Origin of the sequence: Azospirillum ramasamyi (assembly GCF_003233655.1) — a bacterium.
GTDB classification, from domain to species: Bacteria; Pseudomonadota; Alphaproteobacteria; order Azospirillales; family Azospirillaceae; genus Azospirillum; species Azospirillum ramasamyi.
The window spans coordinates 600544-617331 of the sequence record NZ_CP029831.1; the positions used below are offsets into that span (position 1 = coordinate 600544).

Annotated in this window: 12 protein-coding genes and 2 pseudogenes; 10 read left to right on the forward strand and 4 right to left on the reverse strand. The window is 65.9% G+C overall.

Translation table 11 applies throughout. The annotated features are described in order from the left end of the window. Positions 1–38: 38 nt before the first annotated feature. The 3 genes from DM194_RS19065 (at position 39) to DM194_RS19075 (ending at position 3520) form a co-directional block, all read left to right on the forward strand. Positions 39–1517: an ATP-binding protein gene (locus DM194_RS19065; RefSeq protein ID WP_111069124.1), complete on the forward strand. Its 1479-nt coding sequence runs from the start codon at positions 39–41 to the stop codon at positions 1515–1517. Between the two features lie 182 nt (positions 1518–1699). Next, positions 1700–2657, forward strand: a protein-coding gene (locus DM194_RS19070; RefSeq protein ID WP_246024304.1) for an IS630 family transposase whose coding sequence is annotated in 2 segments (ribosomal slippage) — positions 1700–2041 and positions 2043–2657 — 957 coding nt in all. Because the reading frame shifts where the segments join, the coding sequence is not laid out codon by codon here. Between the two features lie 119 nt (positions 2658–2776). Beyond that, positions 2777–3520, forward strand: a complete 744-nt coding sequence (locus DM194_RS19075) for a LuxR C-terminal-related transcriptional regulator (RefSeq protein WP_246024465.1) — start codon at positions 2777–2779, stop codon at positions 3518–3520. Positions 3521–3541: 21 nt separating this feature from the next. On the opposite strand, the gene DM194_RS19080 is transcribed toward DM194_RS19075, so the two are convergent. Next, positions 3542–5092, reverse strand: coding sequence for a hypothetical protein (locus DM194_RS19080; protein ID WP_111069125.1), 1551 nt, complete (start codon positions 5090–5092; stop codon positions 3542–3544). Positions 5093–5366: 274 nt separating this feature from the next. Here DM194_RS19080 and DM194_RS19085 point away from each other — a divergent pair, with 274 nt between their 5' ends. Both DM194_RS19085 and DM194_RS19090 read left to right on the forward strand, forming a co-directional pair. Next, positions 5367–5630, forward strand: a complete 264-nt coding sequence (locus DM194_RS19085; protein WP_246024466.1) for a hypothetical protein — start codon at positions 5367–5369, stop codon at positions 5628–5630. A 105-nt stretch (positions 5631–5735) separates the two neighbouring features. Further along, a complete protein-coding gene (locus tag DM194_RS19090) occupies positions 5736–6440 on the forward strand; it encodes an aspartate/glutamate racemase family protein (protein ID WP_111069126.1) in 705 nt (234 codons plus the stop codon). Positions 6441–6462: 22 nt separating this feature from the next. Here DM194_RS19090 and DM194_RS19095 read toward each other — a convergent pair whose 3' ends face one another. After that, positions 6463–7320 (reverse strand): polyphosphate kinase 2 family protein, encoded by an 858-nt coding sequence (locus DM194_RS19095; protein ID WP_111069127.1) that lies wholly within the window; start codon positions 7318–7320, stop codon positions 6463–6465. A 213-nt stretch (positions 7321–7533) separates the two neighbouring features. Here DM194_RS19095 and DM194_RS29175 point away from each other — a divergent pair. The 3 genes and pseudogenes from DM194_RS29175 to DM194_RS29185 all read left to right on the forward strand — a co-directional run. Continuing rightward, a pseudogene (locus DM194_RS29175) lies at positions 7534–8067 on the forward strand (alpha-amylase family glycosyl hydrolase); the annotation flags it as partial. A gap of 864 nt (positions 8068–8931) precedes the next feature. Then, a pseudogene (locus tag DM194_RS29215) lies at positions 8932–9459 on the forward strand (maltotransferase domain-containing protein); the annotation flags it as partial. An 885-nt stretch (positions 9460–10344) separates the two neighbouring features. Beyond that, positions 10345–10854 (forward strand): hypothetical protein, encoded by a 510-nt coding sequence (locus DM194_RS29185; RefSeq protein ID WP_425457311.1) that lies wholly within the window; start codon positions 10345–10347, stop codon positions 10852–10854. 675 nt (positions 10855–11529) lie between these two features. Here the strand turns inward: DM194_RS29185 and DM194_RS19110 are convergent. Continuing rightward, the gene (locus DM194_RS19110) at positions 11530–12447 is read right to left on the reverse strand and encodes an alpha/beta hydrolase (protein WP_246024467.1); all 918 of its coding nucleotides are present in this window, start codon (positions 12445–12447) and stop codon (positions 11530–11532) included. A 64-nt stretch (positions 12448–12511) separates the two neighbouring features. Then, positions 12512–13510 (reverse strand): ABC transporter ATP-binding protein, encoded by a 999-nt coding sequence (locus DM194_RS19115; protein ID WP_111069131.1) that lies wholly within the window; start codon positions 13508–13510, stop codon positions 12512–12514. 178 nt (positions 13511–13688) lie between these two features. Between DM194_RS19115 and DM194_RS19120 the strand changes: the two genes are divergently transcribed. Then, positions 13689–13877, forward strand: coding sequence for a zinc-finger domain-containing protein (locus DM194_RS19120; protein WP_111069132.1), 189 nt, complete (start codon positions 13689–13691; stop codon positions 13875–13877). A 762-nt stretch (positions 13878–14639) separates the two neighbouring features. Further along, positions 14640–16697 carry a sensor domain-containing protein gene (locus DM194_RS19125; protein ID WP_111069133.1) on the forward strand — a complete coding sequence of 686 codons (2058 nt, stop codon included), beginning with the start codon at positions 14640–14642 and terminating at the stop codon, positions 16695–16697. Positions 16698–16788 lie beyond the last annotated feature (91 nt).

The window sequence follows — 16788 nt, forward strand, 5'->3', positions numbered from 1 at the left end:
CACCGTAGCTCGTCCTTGGGTGGAAGGAACATGGTGCCATGTCGGAAACGCATGGTTTGCAAACCGGTCGCTCTGTGAAGGCCAAGCCTTTGATCGTCCAGCCGATCTGGGATTGGCTCGATCATGCGGTGATCGTGACCGACTGCAACCTCGCGGCACCCGGCCCCACCATCCGATATGTGAACCGCGCCTTCACCCGCCTTACAGGCTACCGCGCGGATGAGGTGATCGGCAGGTCTCCCCGCCTTTTGCAATGTCCCCGCACCGATCGGGCGGTGGCGGCGGCGATCAGGCGCGACCTGGGCGAATGCGAGATCGCCCGCGGCACGCTCGTCAACCGCCGCAAGGACGGCACCGAATATCTGTGCGATCTGGTCATAACCCCGCTGGTCGGACCGACTGGCGAAACCGCGCATTTCATCTGCGTCGCCAGTGATTTGAAGGAGGATCAATCCCAAACCGCCGTCACGCGTCTCTCGGGCGAACTGGAGCAGGCGGTAACCCTGATCGAGGATCTGGAAAGGCGCCAGGAAGAGGCGGACGAGCTTATCGCCCGGCAGAAAAGCGAACTGGCGGCGCTTGCCGAACGGTACAGGGCGATGCGTGTTCGGCTGGACGATACGCAGGAACGTCTGTCGTTGCGCGAAAGCGCGTTGGATCGCTCCGATAGGGAAATTCACCGGTCCGGCTCGGAATTGGATGCTTCCATGGAAGAGCTGCGTGCGATGGACGAGGAACTGCGCGTCGCGCTGGAGCAGATGGAAGAAGCCAATGAGCATCTTGCCCGCTCCAACGAAGAACTGCGCCGTCTTCAGGCCGCCGATGCCGACAAGCTTCATCTGCTCGCTTCCGCCAGTCACGACCTGCGCCAGCCGGTGATGTCGATGGGGCTGTTCCTTGACGTGCTGCGCAGCCGCCTCGGCGAAGCCGAGCGTCCTATTCTCGGCGGTCTTATGGCCGCCCATGTTTCGATCCGCACGCTGTTGGAAGGCATGCTGGACACCGCGAGGCTTGATGCCGGTGCGTTGGAACCTATGGTCGAACCGGTGCGGATGTCGGTCATGCTGGATGTCATCCAGGGCGAGTTCATGCTCCAGGCCGAAATGCGCGGGCTGCGCTTCCGCGTGATCCCTTCCACCGCCACCGTGTACAGCGACGCTCAGCTTCTGGAGCGCATCCTGCGGAATCTCGTCGCGAATGCGCTGAAATACACCACGGCCGGCGGTATTCTCCTGGGAGGCCGCCTGTGCCGCGATGCCGGGAACCGCAGGCATCTGCGCATCGAGGTGTGGGACACCGGCCCCGGCATCGCCGAACATAACATGCAGTCGATTTTCGAGGAGTTCCGGCAACTCGACAACTGTGATCGGGACCAGAAACGCGGCGTCGGGCTTGGGCTGGCCATCGTGTCGCGGTTGGCCCGGCAGTTGAGCCATGAGGTCGGCGTCCGGTCTTGGCCGGGGCGTGGATCCGTCTTTTCGGTGACGGTTCCGTTGGAGCCGATGCACCGCAGCTGATGTTGGGCGGTCACACGCTGGGCGGGCCTGTTGAAGCGGCGCTGTCCGCACCCGGCTACGCCACCTTTGGTCTATGTGTTGCCTATCCAAACGCACCTAAAGACTAGAGCATCGCGCCTGAAATCTGAATCGACAGTTGCGCTTGGGCCGTTGACGTGATTCACCGTTGTTGGAGGTGGATCATGGGGCGCAGCTATTCGTCGGACCTTCGGGTTCGGATTTACGGAGAGGTCGAGAAAGGCGGTTCGCGTCGGGCGGCGGCGCGCCGGTTCGATGTGAGCGCGAGCACGGGCGTGCGGCTTGCTCAGCGCATGGCGGCAACGGGCTCGCTGGACCCGGCCCGGCAGGGGCGCCCACCGGGCGGTGGCAAGCTGGCCCCGCATGCCGAACTTCTGATCGGCTGGGTGGAGAAGCAAGGCGACATCACCATGCCCGAACTGGCGGCCAAGCTGAAGGCCGAGCGCGGGGTCACGGTCCACCCCGCCTCGCTGTCGCGCTTCCTGCTCGCCCGCGGCTTCACTGTCAAAAAAAACGGTGCTGGCGAGCGAGGCCGGTCGCGCTGACGTTGCTGAGGACCGCCGGAGTTGGCGCAGCCACCGTCAGCCCCGGATGCGCGAGGAGCCGGATCGGCTGGTGTTTCTCGACGAGACCGCAACCACCACGAAGATGACCCGACTGCGCGGACGGGCCAAGCGCGGCCAGCGGTTCAAGGCCACGGCGCCGTTTGGCCATTGGGACACCCAGACCTTCATCGCTGCCCTGCGCTGCGACGGGCTGACCGCCCCGTGGATCATCAAGGGCGCGATGAACCGGACGCTCTTCGAGACCTATGTCGAGACACAACTCGCCCCGACCCTGCGGCCGGGCGATGTCGTCATCCTCGACAACCTATCCAGCCATAAGAGTGAAAAGGCCAAGGCCATCCTCAAGGAACGTGGCGCTTGGTTCCTCTTCCTGCCGCCCTACAGTCCCGACCTCAACCCTATCGAAATGGCGTTCGCCAAGCTCAAAGCTCATCTCCGCCGCATCGGCGCCCGTACCATCGAGGAGTTGTGGAGGGCTGTCGGCTCTATCTGCGACCTCTACACACCAGACGAATGCTGGAACTACCTCAAACATGCAGGATATGCGTCAGATTAAACGCTCGAAACTCTAGCAGGATGGGTGGTTTATCCCGTCCGTCCGTTGGCACTAAGGTTGCGACGTTGCCCTGCCTCTCCGCGGAGGTCGACACTTTTTATGAATGAAAGGGAACAAACGTGGATCATCATGCGCAGCATGTCCATGGTTCCGTGGAGCAGGAACTGGCCTCCGCCCGCCGGAGTCCGTCCGACGATCCCTTCAAGTTCCTGATCGTCGACGACCATGCCCTGGTCCGTTACGGATTGTCACTGGCGCTGAGGCAGCGCTACGAGGGGGCCGTGATCGTGGAGGCGGGATCGCTTGCCGAGGCGATGCGCAAGGCCCGGTCGGAAAGTGATCTCACCGCCATTCTCTACGACCTGCAGATGGGCGACAGCGACCAGCACAGCGGCCTTGCCGATATGCTGGAGGCGGCGGGAGACGTGCCGGTGATCGTGGTGTCGGGAGCGACCGACGGCACGGTCATCGCCTCCTGCATCCGTGCCGGCGCCCGCGGTTTTGTCCATAAGGGCTGTGAGGGGGTGGTGCTGGATCAGGCGCTTCCCATCGTGCTGGACGGCGGCATCTTCGCCCCTGCGCCGCCCGCAGCGCGCGACGGCCGTCCGGTGCGCATCGCCATGGCCGCATCCGTGCCGGTGAGGACCGATAGCGATGCCGTCAACAGCCTGACCGAGCGCCAGCGCGAAGTGCTGCGGCTGCTGCTGGAAGGCCAGTCGAACAAGGAGATCGCCCGTGCCCTGGGCGTGCTGGAGGGGACGATCAAGGTGCATCTGCGCACGGTGATGCAGCGGCTGGGCGTGCGCAACCGCACCCAGCTGGCGCTTGCCACCGTTCGGGCGGGGATCAAGCTGCAGTCCTGATCCGCGCTGTCGGCGCCGCCCCTATGCGGCTGCGGGTCCGATCCCGCGCTGTTGGGCGGCATCCAGCAGGCTCACCAGTTCGCCCGACACCCACCAGCGGCATTTGCGCCGCTCCTCCGCTGCGACGGTCACCACGCGCTCGATCAGCCGGCTTTCCCCGGCATTGAGCTCGCGGCCGTCGCGCAGCGCCCGTTCGACGATGGCCAGCAGGGTCTTGTCGATGGCGGTGATCTCGATGGGGTAGCCGGTTTCCTCCGCCAATTCGCACAGCTCGGCCATGGCGGACAGCGCGTCGTCGCGCCCATAGCTGCCGATCTGGCGGAACAGCCCGGCCAGATGTTCGCCGATGGCGGTCAGCCAGGGATTGGTCGAGGCGGCGATGCCGCGGCGGCGCAGGCGATGATTGAAGCCGTTGATGAAGCGCACCGGCTCGATCAGCGGACGAACCGACGAGCTGGCGTTGAGAGTCAACAGGCGATGGCTCAGCACCGGCACCACCTCCCCCTCCACCAGTCCGGTGACACGGCCGACGGCGGCGGACACCGCGGCCCAGTTCCGGCCGCCGCGCTCCACCCCGAAACCCTGCAGCGTGTCGTACCAGCGGAAGGCGCGTTCCTGCAGGCGGTCCACCGTCTCGCCCGCGGTGAGTTGCGGCGGGGCGGGGCGGCCGAGATGGAGATCCTCCAGCTTCTGGCGCAGGCATTGCCAGGCGAACTGGACATGGCCCACCGCCGCCTCCACCAGCGGCGAGTTCGGGAACAGGCCATAGAGCGCCAGCGCCTGATCGGGATCGCGCGCGCCGTTCACCAGGGACAGGGCGTAGAACAGGGCGCCGTCCGGCGTCCCCGCATGCTGCGCCATCTCCGACACGGTGTGGAGGATGCCGATGGTGTCGCGCGGACGCACCGCTCCGCGCCACAGCGGCGCGTGCTCCAGCATCGCGTCCAGCATCGCCAGATCGCCCATCGACAGCGGCGCGACGCTGGTCAGGCCGCGCTTGCGCAGCAGGGTGATCCGCTCGGCGTTGGCGGTCGCCAGCAGCGTACCCGCCCCGCCGCGCTGGCGCAGGACCGCGAGCGAGCCGAGGCGAAGCTCCTCCGCCCATCCGGCCGCGGCGGGGGAGGCGAGGACGGCATCGAGCGGATGCTCGCTGGCCCGCGCGGCGATGTCGGCCTGCACCCGGCCGGCCAGTTCGCGCAGGTGGGGCAGCAGGGCGAACCACCAGGCGCTGGCATCCACCACATGCATGCAGCCGGGCGGCCGTGTCTCGGCCATCATCAGCGCATCGGTGCGCAGCATCACCGGGTCGAACCAGCCGGTCCAGATGCGGCGGGCGTGTTCGGTGCGCGGGCCGTTCAGCATGGCGACGATCAGGCGCCCGATCTCCACCGTCATCTGGTCGTCTTCCAGATGCCCGGCCTGCACCAGTTCGAACAGCTTGGATTTCTGCGCGCGGTCGAGCGGGGCCAGGATCGCCTTGACCTTTTCAAGGCTGACGGTCGCCGGATCGGGTTCGGCAGCGTGAAGCTGGGCGGTCTGAAGGGAGGCGCTGCGGTTTGGGCGGCCGGCCATGGGCGTTCACGGGCGCTGCTGAATCGACGCAATTTTAGGTACTAGCAGCGATCATTGCTACTGATATGTAGTGACATATTCTGTCGAGCTGTGTCGGTACGCTGCCGCGCGGCGCACAGCGCGGCCGTCCGGCAGCCATGGGGCGGCATTGAAACGACTTGTGTCAAATGTTGCATAAATTTATTTCATTTAAGGGCCAAATCGCGCCTTCCCGCCCAGTGGTTGTGGGCTCATTATCCACGCAGGCAACGCTTCCAGCACGAAGGCGGTCCCCATGGTCCCGCAGCAAATCGCCGACACCACCCTCAGGTTGTTTCCCGCCATGAGCCAAGCCGAGTCCAGCAGGGCCCAACAGGTCGCGGATGATGTCGTCGCCCGTCTGACCGGCAGTGGACTGTCGGACGCCGGCCTGTCGGACGCCGAGCGTGCGGAGGCTTGCGAGGCGGCGCTGAAGCAGCTGATGGAATACCTGATCGAGCGCGAAGGCTGGGTGGCGGAGGAGTTCACCGCCATCGCCCGTTCGCTGGGCGCCTATTGAAGGTCAGCCGGCTTCGAACCGAAAGGCTGTCCTTCGGCCTGTTGCAAGGTCCCTCCATCGCAGGCAAGGTCCGAGGAAGCCTCATCGGTTGCGGAGCGGAACAGCGTGTCGCAGAAAGTCATCGGCCTCATCGGAGGGATGAGCTGGGAAAGCTCGGCCGAGTACTACCGCATCATCAACGAGCGGGTGCGCGACCGCCTGGGCGGGCTGCACTCGGCCCGCTGCCTGATGTGGTCCTTCGACTTCGCCGAGATCGAGGCGCTCCAGCATGCCGGCCGCTGGGACGACGCGACGGCCCTGTTGATCGACGCCGCCCGGCGCCTGGAGCGGGGAGGGGCCGACTTTGTCGTCATCTGCACCAACACCATGCATCGCATGGCCGATGAGGTGCAGGCGGCCATCGGCCTGCCGTTGCTGCACATCGCCGATCCGACGGCGGAGCGCATCCGCGCCGCCGGCCTGGGGCGAGTCGGTCTGCTGGGCACCGCCTTCACCATGGAACAGGACTTCTACAAGGGGCGGCTCGTGCAGAAGCATGGGCTGGAGGTCCTGGTTCCCGACGAAGACGACCGTGCCGCCGTTCACCGGGTGATCTACGACGAACTGGTGCAGGGCCGTGTCGTGGAATCCTCCAGGCAGGCGTACCGCGGCGTGATAGAGCGCCTTGTCGGGCGCGGGGCGGAGGCGGTGATCCTCGGCTGCACCGAGATCATGCTGCTGGTCCGCCCGGAAGACAGCCCGGTGCCGCTCTATGATACCACCGCGATCCATGCCGAGGCTGCGGTGGAGCTGGCGCTTTCCAACATCTGAAGCCGGCATCCACCGCCATCCCCTATCGTTTCCCGTTCGCTCCATTCTCCCCGTTCGCCACGACAAGGTCGGGGTGGATGCCCAGGACCTCCGCGGCCATCTTGGCGACGTTGATGTCGATGGGGGGCGGGGCGATGTTGACGCCCTCCTTCAGGGCGGCGGTGACGATCTCCAGCACCTTGATGCGGGCATGCCATTTGGAGTTCGCCTCCACCGCATGCCAGGGCGCGTGGGGGGTGGAGGTGCGGTCGAACATCGTCTCCGTCGCCTTGACGTAATCGTCCCATTTGGCGCGGTTGCGCAGATCCTCCTCCGTCAGCTTCCAGCGCTTGTAGGGGTTCTTCATCCGCTCGCGGAAGCGTTCCAGCTGTTCATCCGGGGTGATGTGCAGGAACAGCTTGACGATGCGCGCGCCGTCGTCGGCCAGCAGCCGCTCGAACTCGTTGATCTCGTCATAGGCGCGCTTCCACTGGTCCTTGTTGGCGAATTTCTCCACCCGCTCGACCAGGACGCGGCCGTACCAGGAACGGTCGAAGATGGCGAAGCTCCCGGCGCCCGGCAGCTTGGTCCAGAAGCGGTAAAGGTAATGCTTGCTCTGCTCTTCCGGCGTGGGGGCGGAGATCGGCCAGACGTGGAAGCCGCGGGGATCGAGCGGCTCGGTCATGCGGCGAATCGCCCCGCCCTTGCCGGCGGCATCCCAACCTTCGAACACGATGATCGCCCGGCGCTTCTCATGCCAGTAGGTCTGCTGGATGTGCAGCAGCTCCTTCTGCAGCTTGCCGAGTCGGCGGTCGTAATCCTCCGCGTTGTCGTACCGCGTCGTGTTCTGATCCAGTTTAGCGAGGCGGATTTTCGCGACCTTGCCGGACTTTTCGGCCATACGGGGCATCCTGTTCTGGTAGGTTTGGTGCGATTGTCGCGTGCGGCGGGCGGAACCTTCACCGCTCCGCCGGGTTGACCGGCGGGGGCATGTGCCGGCCGTCGCGCCGGTCCGGTCGCCTCCCCGGAAAGGGTGAGGTCATCCCGTCCGGTCGATCCCACATCGGGACCGGCGGGCTGTCAACGGAGAAGCAGGGCCAAGGAAGGGGGTTTCATGAGCATCGTCGGGCCGCGCATCTATAACCTGTTTCCGACCCTGGCGGGACCGGTCCGCGATTGGGCCGGGCATCTGCCGCGGATCCAGGGGATGGGATTCGACTGGATCTTCCTGAACCCGATCCATCAGCCCGGATTCTCCGGCAGCCTCTATGCCATCAAGGATCCCTACCGGTTGCACGACGCGCTGCGCGGCGGATCGCAGGAAAGCGACGACGAGCTGCTGCGCCGCTTCACGGCCGAGGCCGGGGCGCATGGCCAGTCGGTGATGATGGATTTCGTCATCAACCACACCTCGCGCGACGCGCTGCTGGTCGAGCGCCATCCCGACTGGTACAAGCGCGGCCCCGACGGCGACCTGCATCGCCCGGGCGCGGTCGATCCCAACAACACCAACCACGTCACGGTGTGGGGCGACCTCGCCTCGCTGGACTACGACCGGGCGGAGTCGCGCGCCGGGCTGATCGGCTATTGGTCGGACTATCTGCGCCATTACATCGGGCTGGGCGTGAAGGGCTTCCGCTGCGACGCCGCCTATCAGGTCCCCGCGGAGGTGTGGAAAAGCCTGATCGACGCGGCCCACGCCGTCGACCCGCAGGTGAAGTTCTTCGCCGAGACGCTGGGCTGCACGGTGGAGCAGGTGCGCGAGCTGTGCGGCGCCGGCTTCGACTTCCTGTTCAACAGCGCCAAATGGTGGGACTTCAAGGCCGACTGGCTGCTGGACCAGTATGAGGAGTTCCGCTGGATCGCGCCGTCCATCGCCTTCCCCGAGAGCCACGACACCGACCGTCTGGCGGCGGAGGTCGGCAGCCAGGACGCGGTGCGGCTCGCCGCCCAGCTGAAGATGCATTACCTGTTCGCAGCCAGCTTCTCCACCGGCGTGCTGATGCCGGCCGGCTACGAATACGGCTTCACCCGCAAGCTGGACGTGGTGCGCACCAGCCCCGCCGACTGGGAGCAGCCGAAGCTGGATCTGACCGGCTTCATCGGCGCGGTCAACGCCATGAAGGCCGCCACCCCGGCCCTGAACGTCGAGGGGCCGCAGCGCCGCGTGACCTCCCCCCACAGCCCGGTGCTGGGGCTGATCCGGCAGGTGGACGGCGCCGCCCTCGACCAGCCCGACGGCTGCGCCATCCTGGTGCTGAACCCGGATGAGAACCGGCCGCACACGCTGGACGTCGGCCCGATCCTGGCCGCCACCGGCGGAACCTACGAGGCGTTCGAGGATGTGACGCCGGAGGCCGATCCGCTGCCGATGGAGCCTGGCGCGCCGATGACGCTGCGCCCGATGGAACTGCGCGTCTTCCGCGCCCGCGCCGCCCGCAGCCACCCGGTCGAACTCCACGACGTGGAGGAGCGGGAGTGGATGGATTCCATCGCCGCCGGCCGCATGACCATCGAGAACGTCTATCCCGAACTCGACGGCGGCCGCTTCGCGGTCAAGCGCGCGGTCGGCGACGTGATGGAGGTGTGGGCCGACATCTACACCGACGGCACCTTCGTGCTCGCCGCCTCCGTCATGTACAAGGCGGACGGCGACGACGAGTGGAGCGAAGCGCCGATGCGCTTCTACGAGAACGACCGCTGGGTCGGCCGGGTGCCGCTGACCCGCAACGCCCGCTACACCTACAGCATCGAGGCGTGGCGCGACGTCTGGGAAAGCTGGCGCGCCGACTTCAAGAAGAAGGTCGATGCCGGCATGGACGTCGATCTGGAGCTGGTGGAGGGCCGCCGCTTCGTCGAGCAGGCGCTGGAGCTGAACCATGGTGACGGGCGCGCCGCGCTGGCGGCCGTCATCGAGCGGATGCAGGCGCTGGCCGGCCGCGAGGCCATCGACTACGCCCTGTCGGACGAGCCGCGCCGGGTCATGGCCCTGTATGGCGAGCGGCAATACAAGTCGCGCTATGTCCGCGAACTGGAGGTCTACGTCGACCGCACCGCCGGCGCCTATTCGGCCTGGTTCGAGATCTTCCCGCGTTCCGCCTCGCCCGACCCGTCGCGTCCGGGAACCTTCGACGACGTGGTGAACCTGCTGCCCATGGTGCGCGACATGGGCTTCGACGTGCTGTATTTCCCGCCGATCCATCCCATCGGCCGCGCCTTCCGCAAGGGCAGGAACAACACGCTGAATCCCGGTCCGGACGATCCCGGCGTGCCCTATGCCATCGGCGCGGAGGAGGGCGGACACGACGCCATCGACCCGACGATCGGCGATTTCGACAGCTTCCGCCGTCTGGTGCGCGAAGCCAAGCGCCACGGCATCGAGATCGCGCTGGATTTCGCCGTCCAGTGCTCCCCCGACCATCCCTGGGTGAAGGAGCATCCGCACTGGTTCTACTGGCGGCCCGACGGCAGCATCCGCTATGCCGAGAATCCGCCGAAGAAGTACCAGGACATCGTCAATGTCAGCTTCTACCGCCAGTCCTACCCGGACCTGTGGTACGCGCTTCGCGATGTGGTGCTGATGTGGTGCAAGGAGGGTGTGCGCATCTTCCGCGTCGACAACCCGCACACCAAGCCCTTCCCCTTCTGGGAATGGATGATCCGCGAGGTGCAGGACCGCTACCCCGACGCCCTGTTCCTGGCCGAGGCCTTCACCCGTCCGAAGCTGATGAAGCGCCTGGCCAAGGTCGGCTTCACCCAGTCCTACAGCTACTTCACCTGGCGCAACACCAAGCAGGAGCTGACCGAGTATCTGACCGAGCTGACGCAGGGGGAATCGAAGGAGTACATGCGCCCCAACTTCTTCGCCAACACCCCCGACATCCTGCCGAAGATCCTGACCCAGGGCGGCCGTCCGGCCCACATGATGCGGGCGGTGCTGGCGGCGACGCTGGCCGGCGTCTACGGCCTCTACGGTCCCTACCTGCTGTGCGAGGCGGAAGCCTATCCCGGCAAGGAGGAGTACAATCATTCTGAGAAGTACGAGGTCCGGCACTGGGATTGGAACCAGCCCGGCAACATCCGCGACTACGTCACCGCCATCAACCGCATCCGCCGCGAGAACCCGGCGCTGCAGCAATTCACCAACCTGCGTTTCTACAACGCCTTCGACGACAACATCCTGCTCTATGGCAAGATGACGGCGGCCAAGGACAACGTGATCCTGATCGCGGTGAACCTCGACCCCCACAACGGCCATGGCGGGACCATCGAGGTGCCTCTGTGGGAACTGGGCCTGCCCGACGGCGCCCATGTCCAGGTGGAGGATCTGTTCAGCGGCCACCGCTTCACCTGGATCGGCAAGTTCCAGCACGTCTGGCTGGATCCCCACCGCAACCCCGCCGCGATCTGGCGGATCGTGCCGCCGGGGGTGTGACGGCGGCATTTGCTCGCAGGCGCCTCCTCGCAAACCTTCTCCCGCGATCGGACCGGCCTCTGGCCGGCCGAGAGCGGGGGGGTGGGGGGCCGTCACCAGCACTCCACAATAAAAAAGCGGCCCTGCAGGGCCGCTTTTCAATTCAGTCCATCCACCGGTCAGCGGCGGCGGATCAGCGTCACGCCGCCCACCGTCCTGTCGAGGAAGGCGATCATTGTGTCCGGCTTGTGGCCCACGGAGGAGGCGGCGAAGGCCATCCACCAGCGTGCCATGGGAGTCGTCCAACCATATCGGTCGGCAATGACCTGAACATCCAGGGTAGAGGTCATGGTCGTCTGGGCTGTCGTCGCGGCGCCGGCTGCGCGGGCCGTACCGGACGGGGTAACCTGGGATTCGACGCTGTGCATGGTTCCTCCCAACGGGGACTTTCGGTGTCCGCCTGCGCGGTACCTTATCCTTCAACCGCCGGAAGGGGCAGAGTTGCTTTGGTGCTAACGGGTACTATACCTTTGGCTGCAAAGCCGGCCGGCGCTCGGGCATCCTTCGGATAGGCGGATCAGATGGCATCGGCGTTTCCGATGCCCCGACCGTAGTGCCCAGGCAGAGTCGCGGAGCCGATTTCCCGATCAATCCATCGGGGCATGTCGCCATGTCGCATTCTTGTCCCGCAGTTCCTTACCTGGCGGCGAGCAGAGCCCGCGGCGCGCGGTCGGCGCCGCTCGCAAGCGGCATCTTCGGGTTCCCGATCCAGGCGATGATGTCGTTCACGACAAGCTGACCCTTCAGGTCGCGCAGCAGCATGTGATAGCCGTCGGGATAGACCGCGACGACATGCCGGCCGCCGGCTTCGAAGTCCTTCAGCGCCCGTTCCACCGGCCGCGGCGGCAGCACCTCCTCATGCGCGCCGTAGAGCACCAGCGACGGCGTCTGCAGCTTCCGGCAGGCGTCGAGCGCCGCGCCCATCAGGTCGGTCAGCCCCTCCAGCGCATCGACGCGCGATCCCTTGATGACCAGCGGGTCGCGGCCCAGCGCCCGCAGCATCTCGATGTTGTCGGACGCTTGAATGTTCAGGTCGCGCGGCGGGTGCAGCACCATGCCGGGCACCAGATTGTAGGTGACCCACAGGGCGGCCCGCGGGAAGAAGCCCATGGCCTGCCGTCCCCAGACCGCGGGAGCCACCAGGATGGTGCCGTCGACCTTGGGCGGGTTGGGGCCGGTCATGGCGGTCAGCACCACCGCTCCGCCCATGCTCTCGCCCATCAGATAGACCGGCACGCCGGGATGCCGCTTGCGCACCATCTCCACAGCCGTGCCGGCGTCGCTGACCAGGGTCGGCGTGCCGGCCCACACGCCGCGGTCGCGGGTGGCGCCGAAGCCGCGCTGGTCATAGGCGTAGGTGGCGATGCCGGCCGTCGCGAACTCGCGGCCGGCGCCGTCGAAGGCATTGGAATAGTCGTTGTAGCCGTGCAGGGCCACCACGGCGGCCCTCACATGGCCGTGGGCCGGAAGCCAGGAGCGCATCGGCAGCTCGAAGCCGTCCGCGGCGATCAGCAGCTTGTCGTTCAACTGCGGCTGGACGACGGCCGCTCCCATCGGCTGGAAATCCGCGGCACAGCCGCCAAGCAGAAGTCCCAGCCCGAGAACAGCCGCCAATCCGCTATGCCGCATGGATTACCCCTGTGTCGCTGTGCGCACCACCCGTCAGTTGGAGGAATATATCCTCCAGATCCGATTCCTCGGTCGTGACATCGACGATCCCGACCCCGGATTCGGCCAATGCCGACAGGATGGCGCCCGCGCGCTGTCGGCTGGGCTGGTAGCGGACGACCATGCGCCGCGGCTCCGGCAACTCCACCGTATAGCCCTCCAGCGAAGGCGGGGCGGCCGACAGGTCACGGTCCAGCGTCAGGCACAGCGCCTTGTTGTCCACCCGGCGCAGCAGGGTCCGCGTCGGTTCGCAGGCCACCACCTGCCCATGGTTGATGATGGCGATGGTGTCGCACAGCTCCTCCGCCTCCTGGAGGTAGTGGGTGGTCAGCAGCACGGTGGTGCCGGACTTGTTCAACGTGCGCACATAGTCCCAGAGCTGGCGGCGCAGCTCCACATCGACGCCGGCGGTCGGCTCGTCCAGGATCAGCACCGGCGGGGTGTGCACCATCGCCTTCGCCACCATCAGCCGGCGCTTCATGCCTCCAGACAGGGAGCGCGCGTGGGCATCGGCCTTGTCGGCCAGTCCGACGGCCTCCAGCAGTTCCTCCGTCCGGCGCTCCCCCTTCGGCACGCCGTAGAGGCCGGCCTGAAGCTCCAGCATCTCGCGCGGGGTGAAGAAGGGATCCATGTTCAGTTCCTGCGGCACCACGCCGATGGAGGCGCGGGCGCGGCGAGGCTGCTCCGACACCTCGTGGCCCCAGATGCTGGCGGTGCCGCCGGTCTTGTTGACCAGCCCGGCGAGGATGTTGATCATCGTCGACTTGCCGGCGCCGTTGGGGCCGAGAAGCCCGAACAGCGACCCGCGCGGAATGGCGAGGTCGATGCCCTTCAGCGCGTGCTTCGGCCCGGCCTTGCCGGTCGGCTGGTAGATCTTGGTCAGGCCGCGCAGCTCGACCGCGTTGGCCGGGAGAGAGACGGGCGTGGGGGTGTCGGTGGGCGCGGCCATTGATCCTGAACCATGATGTTTGCGGTTGGCGAAAAAGCCCGGCGAACCGGCGGTTTCCCCCGTTGATCCGCGGCGCGCGATGGGTATCATCCGGCCGCGCGCGCGGCACCTCTCGACGGGGCCCGGACAGCGGGCGTGTCCACGATGGCGTGAACCGGCGCGCCTGTCAAAACAGAGGATGACTGCCATGCAGCCGACCGAGACGATCCTTGTTGAAACCTCGACCGTCGGGTGCGACGGCGGCGGCGGCGCGCTGGGCCATCCGCTGGTCTACCTGACGCTGGATGGCGAAGGGCAGGTGGAATGCCCCTACTGCTCGCGCATCTTCAAGCTGAAGGAAGGCGCCAAGGTCGCCCACGGTCATTAAAGCGGATTGCAATCCGCTTTCGACCGCGACGGCGGTCCCGGCCGCTCATGCGGCCGAAGCCCGACCGGCGAATGAGGTTATCCGACTCTAAAGCGAATGCAAATTCGTTTTGACTGACCCTCGGCCGCGCCGCCCCGGTTCCGGGCGGCCGGCCAGCAGGGCCAGCGTCGCAAGCGCCTGTTCCACCGCGAGTCGCGCCGCCAGTTCCGGATCAGCCGAACTCCCGGCGATCGCGCTGATTAAAAAATCGGCATCGACATCATGACGGCCACCCTGGGCGCGCCCAGGACGTTGCCGAGGAAGACCAGCCCTTGGTTGCGCAGGATGCCGCCGCCCGCCATGCCTGCCTGCCTGCCGAAGCCGGCTCCTGCATGGCGATTGCTCAAATACTGGGCTGCAGTGAGTAAAAATCAGACATCCGTGTACGAACTACTGTGATCTTGCGGCAGTGAGGCGATTCCACTCTCTCTCCCAAGTCTTTCAGTTCTTTAATACAGTTCTCGCTAATGACCCTTATCCATCAAGGGCTTGCCGCTCAAGAGCGGCGGGAACTCCGCCTATTGGACAGGATGGGTTACCTTTTTGTTATATTTTCCCGTTTTGCTATGTCACAGTATCGCCGATGGCGCTTGACGGGCGTTGTCGGGCCGACGTCTACTTTACCGCATTGCGGAAAGGTGGAGATTCCACAATCGTTGTTTGAGTCGTACGCTTATGTTGTTTCCAGGCGGTTTGGGATTGGCGTCGGATGAGGCGCGGACAATGAGCCACGAGACTGAAGAACAGTACCGCAGCATTTTTGAAAATGCTGTCGAGGGCATTTACCAGACCACGGTCGACGGGCGATACCTTCGGGTCAATCCGGCGCTTGCCGACATCTATGGCTACGCGTCGCCGGACGACCTGATCGCCAACCTCACCGATATCGCCTGCCAACTCTACGTCGATCCCGGCAAGCGGGAGGCTTTCGCCGACCTGATGGCCCGCCAGGACCGCGTCCACAGTTTCGAGGCGCGCGTTTTCCGCCGCGACGGCTCCATCATCTGGATTTCGGAGAGCGCGCGTTGCGTGCGCGATGCCGACGGCCGCATCCGCTATTACGAAGGCACCGTTCAGGACATCACCGAACGCAAGCAGCACGAGGAGAAGATCCGGCTGCTCGCCACCGTGTTCGACAGCGTCGCCGACGGCATCCTGATCGTCGATCCGGAACTGACCGTCCAGGCGATCAACCCGGCCTACGAGATCATGACCGGCTTCCAGCGGGAGGAACTGCTGCGCCGGCCGCTGGTCCTCTTCGCCCCGGGTTCGCACGAGCGCGACTTCATCGACTCCATCTGGACCATCGCCCGCCAGTCCGGCCGCTGGCAGGGGGAGGTCACCAGCTTCCGCCATTCCGGCGACGCCTTTGCGGCGGCCCTGTCGGTGACGTCGGTCCGCGCGCCCAACGGCGTGCTGGAACACTACGTCCTCACCATCGCCGACATCAGCCAGCGCAAGTCGCAGGAACACCAGATCCGCTATCAGGCCAGCTTCGACCGGCTGACCGACCTGCCCAACCGCTGGCTGGTCTGCGAAAGGCTGGAGGAGGCGATCGTCCGCGCCCAGCGGACCAAGAGCAAGGTCGCGGTCGCCTTCCTCGACCTCAACCGCTTCAAGCAGGTCAACGACACGCTGGGCCACCATGCCGGCGACGAATTGCTGAAGCTGGTGGCGCGGCGCCTGCGCAACTGCACCCGCATGACCGACACCGTGGGCCGGCTGGGCGGGGACGAGTTCCTGATCGTCGCGCCCGACGCCGCCGACCGCTCCGCCGGGGCCCGGCTGGTGGAAAAGGTGCTCTATTCGATGGACGAACCCTTCGCCGTCCACAATCAGGAGCTTTTCTGCGGCGCGTCCATCGGCATCGCCTTCTATCCCGACGACGGCGAGACGGCGGACCAGCTTCTGCGCAACGCCGACCTCGCCATGTACCACGCGAAGCGCAACCCGGAGCACAAATACGTCTTCTACGACGGCGAGATGCGCGAGCGGTCGGGCTTCGCGCTGGGGCTGGAAAGCGACCTGCGCCGCGCCACCGCCGGCGGCGAGTTCGAACTGCATTTCCAGCCGAAGATCGACCTTGCCGGCAACCGCACCATCGGGGCGGAGGCGCTGATCCGCTGGCGCCACCCGATCCGCGGCATGGTCAGCCCGGCGGAATTCATCCCGCTGGCTGAGGAAACCGGTCTGATCTGGGAGATCGGCGCCTGGACGCTGATCGAATCCTGCCGCCGGCTTGCCGACTGGATAAGGCGCGGCCTGCCCATTCCGTCCGTTTCTGTCAACCTGTCGCCGCGCCAGTTCCAGGATGCCCGCCTCGTCGGTTTCGTCCGCAGTGTGGTCGAGTCGGCCGGCATCCCGCCCGGACGGCTGGAACTGGAACTGACCGAAGGCGCCATGATCGGCGACATCGAAAAGGCGGTGACCATCCTGAACGGCCTGAAGGACATCGGCGTCCGCCTGTCCATCGACGATTTCGGCACCGGCTATTCCTCTCTGGCCTATCTGAAGCGCTTCCCCATCGACACGTTGAAGATCGACCGCAGCTTCGTCCGCGACATCGTCAAGTCCACCACCGATCCTGCCATCGTCGGCACCATCGTGAACCTCGCCGAAAGCCTGGGCTTCGACACCATCGCCGAGGGGGTGGAGACGCAGGATCAGGCCGACATGCTGCGCCAGCAGCGCTGCACCCGCATCCAGGGCTTCCTGATCAGCCGCCCGCTGCCGGTCGACCAGTTCGAAATCTTTCTCGGCAACAGCGTGGTTCCGGCCTGACAGGCGCGCGGATAGTGGGCGGTACTTCTCTGAGAGAAGCCCTGCGTTTGAAGCGTCTCGCATCGAATCTCATCATGAGCGTCTTTCGTCC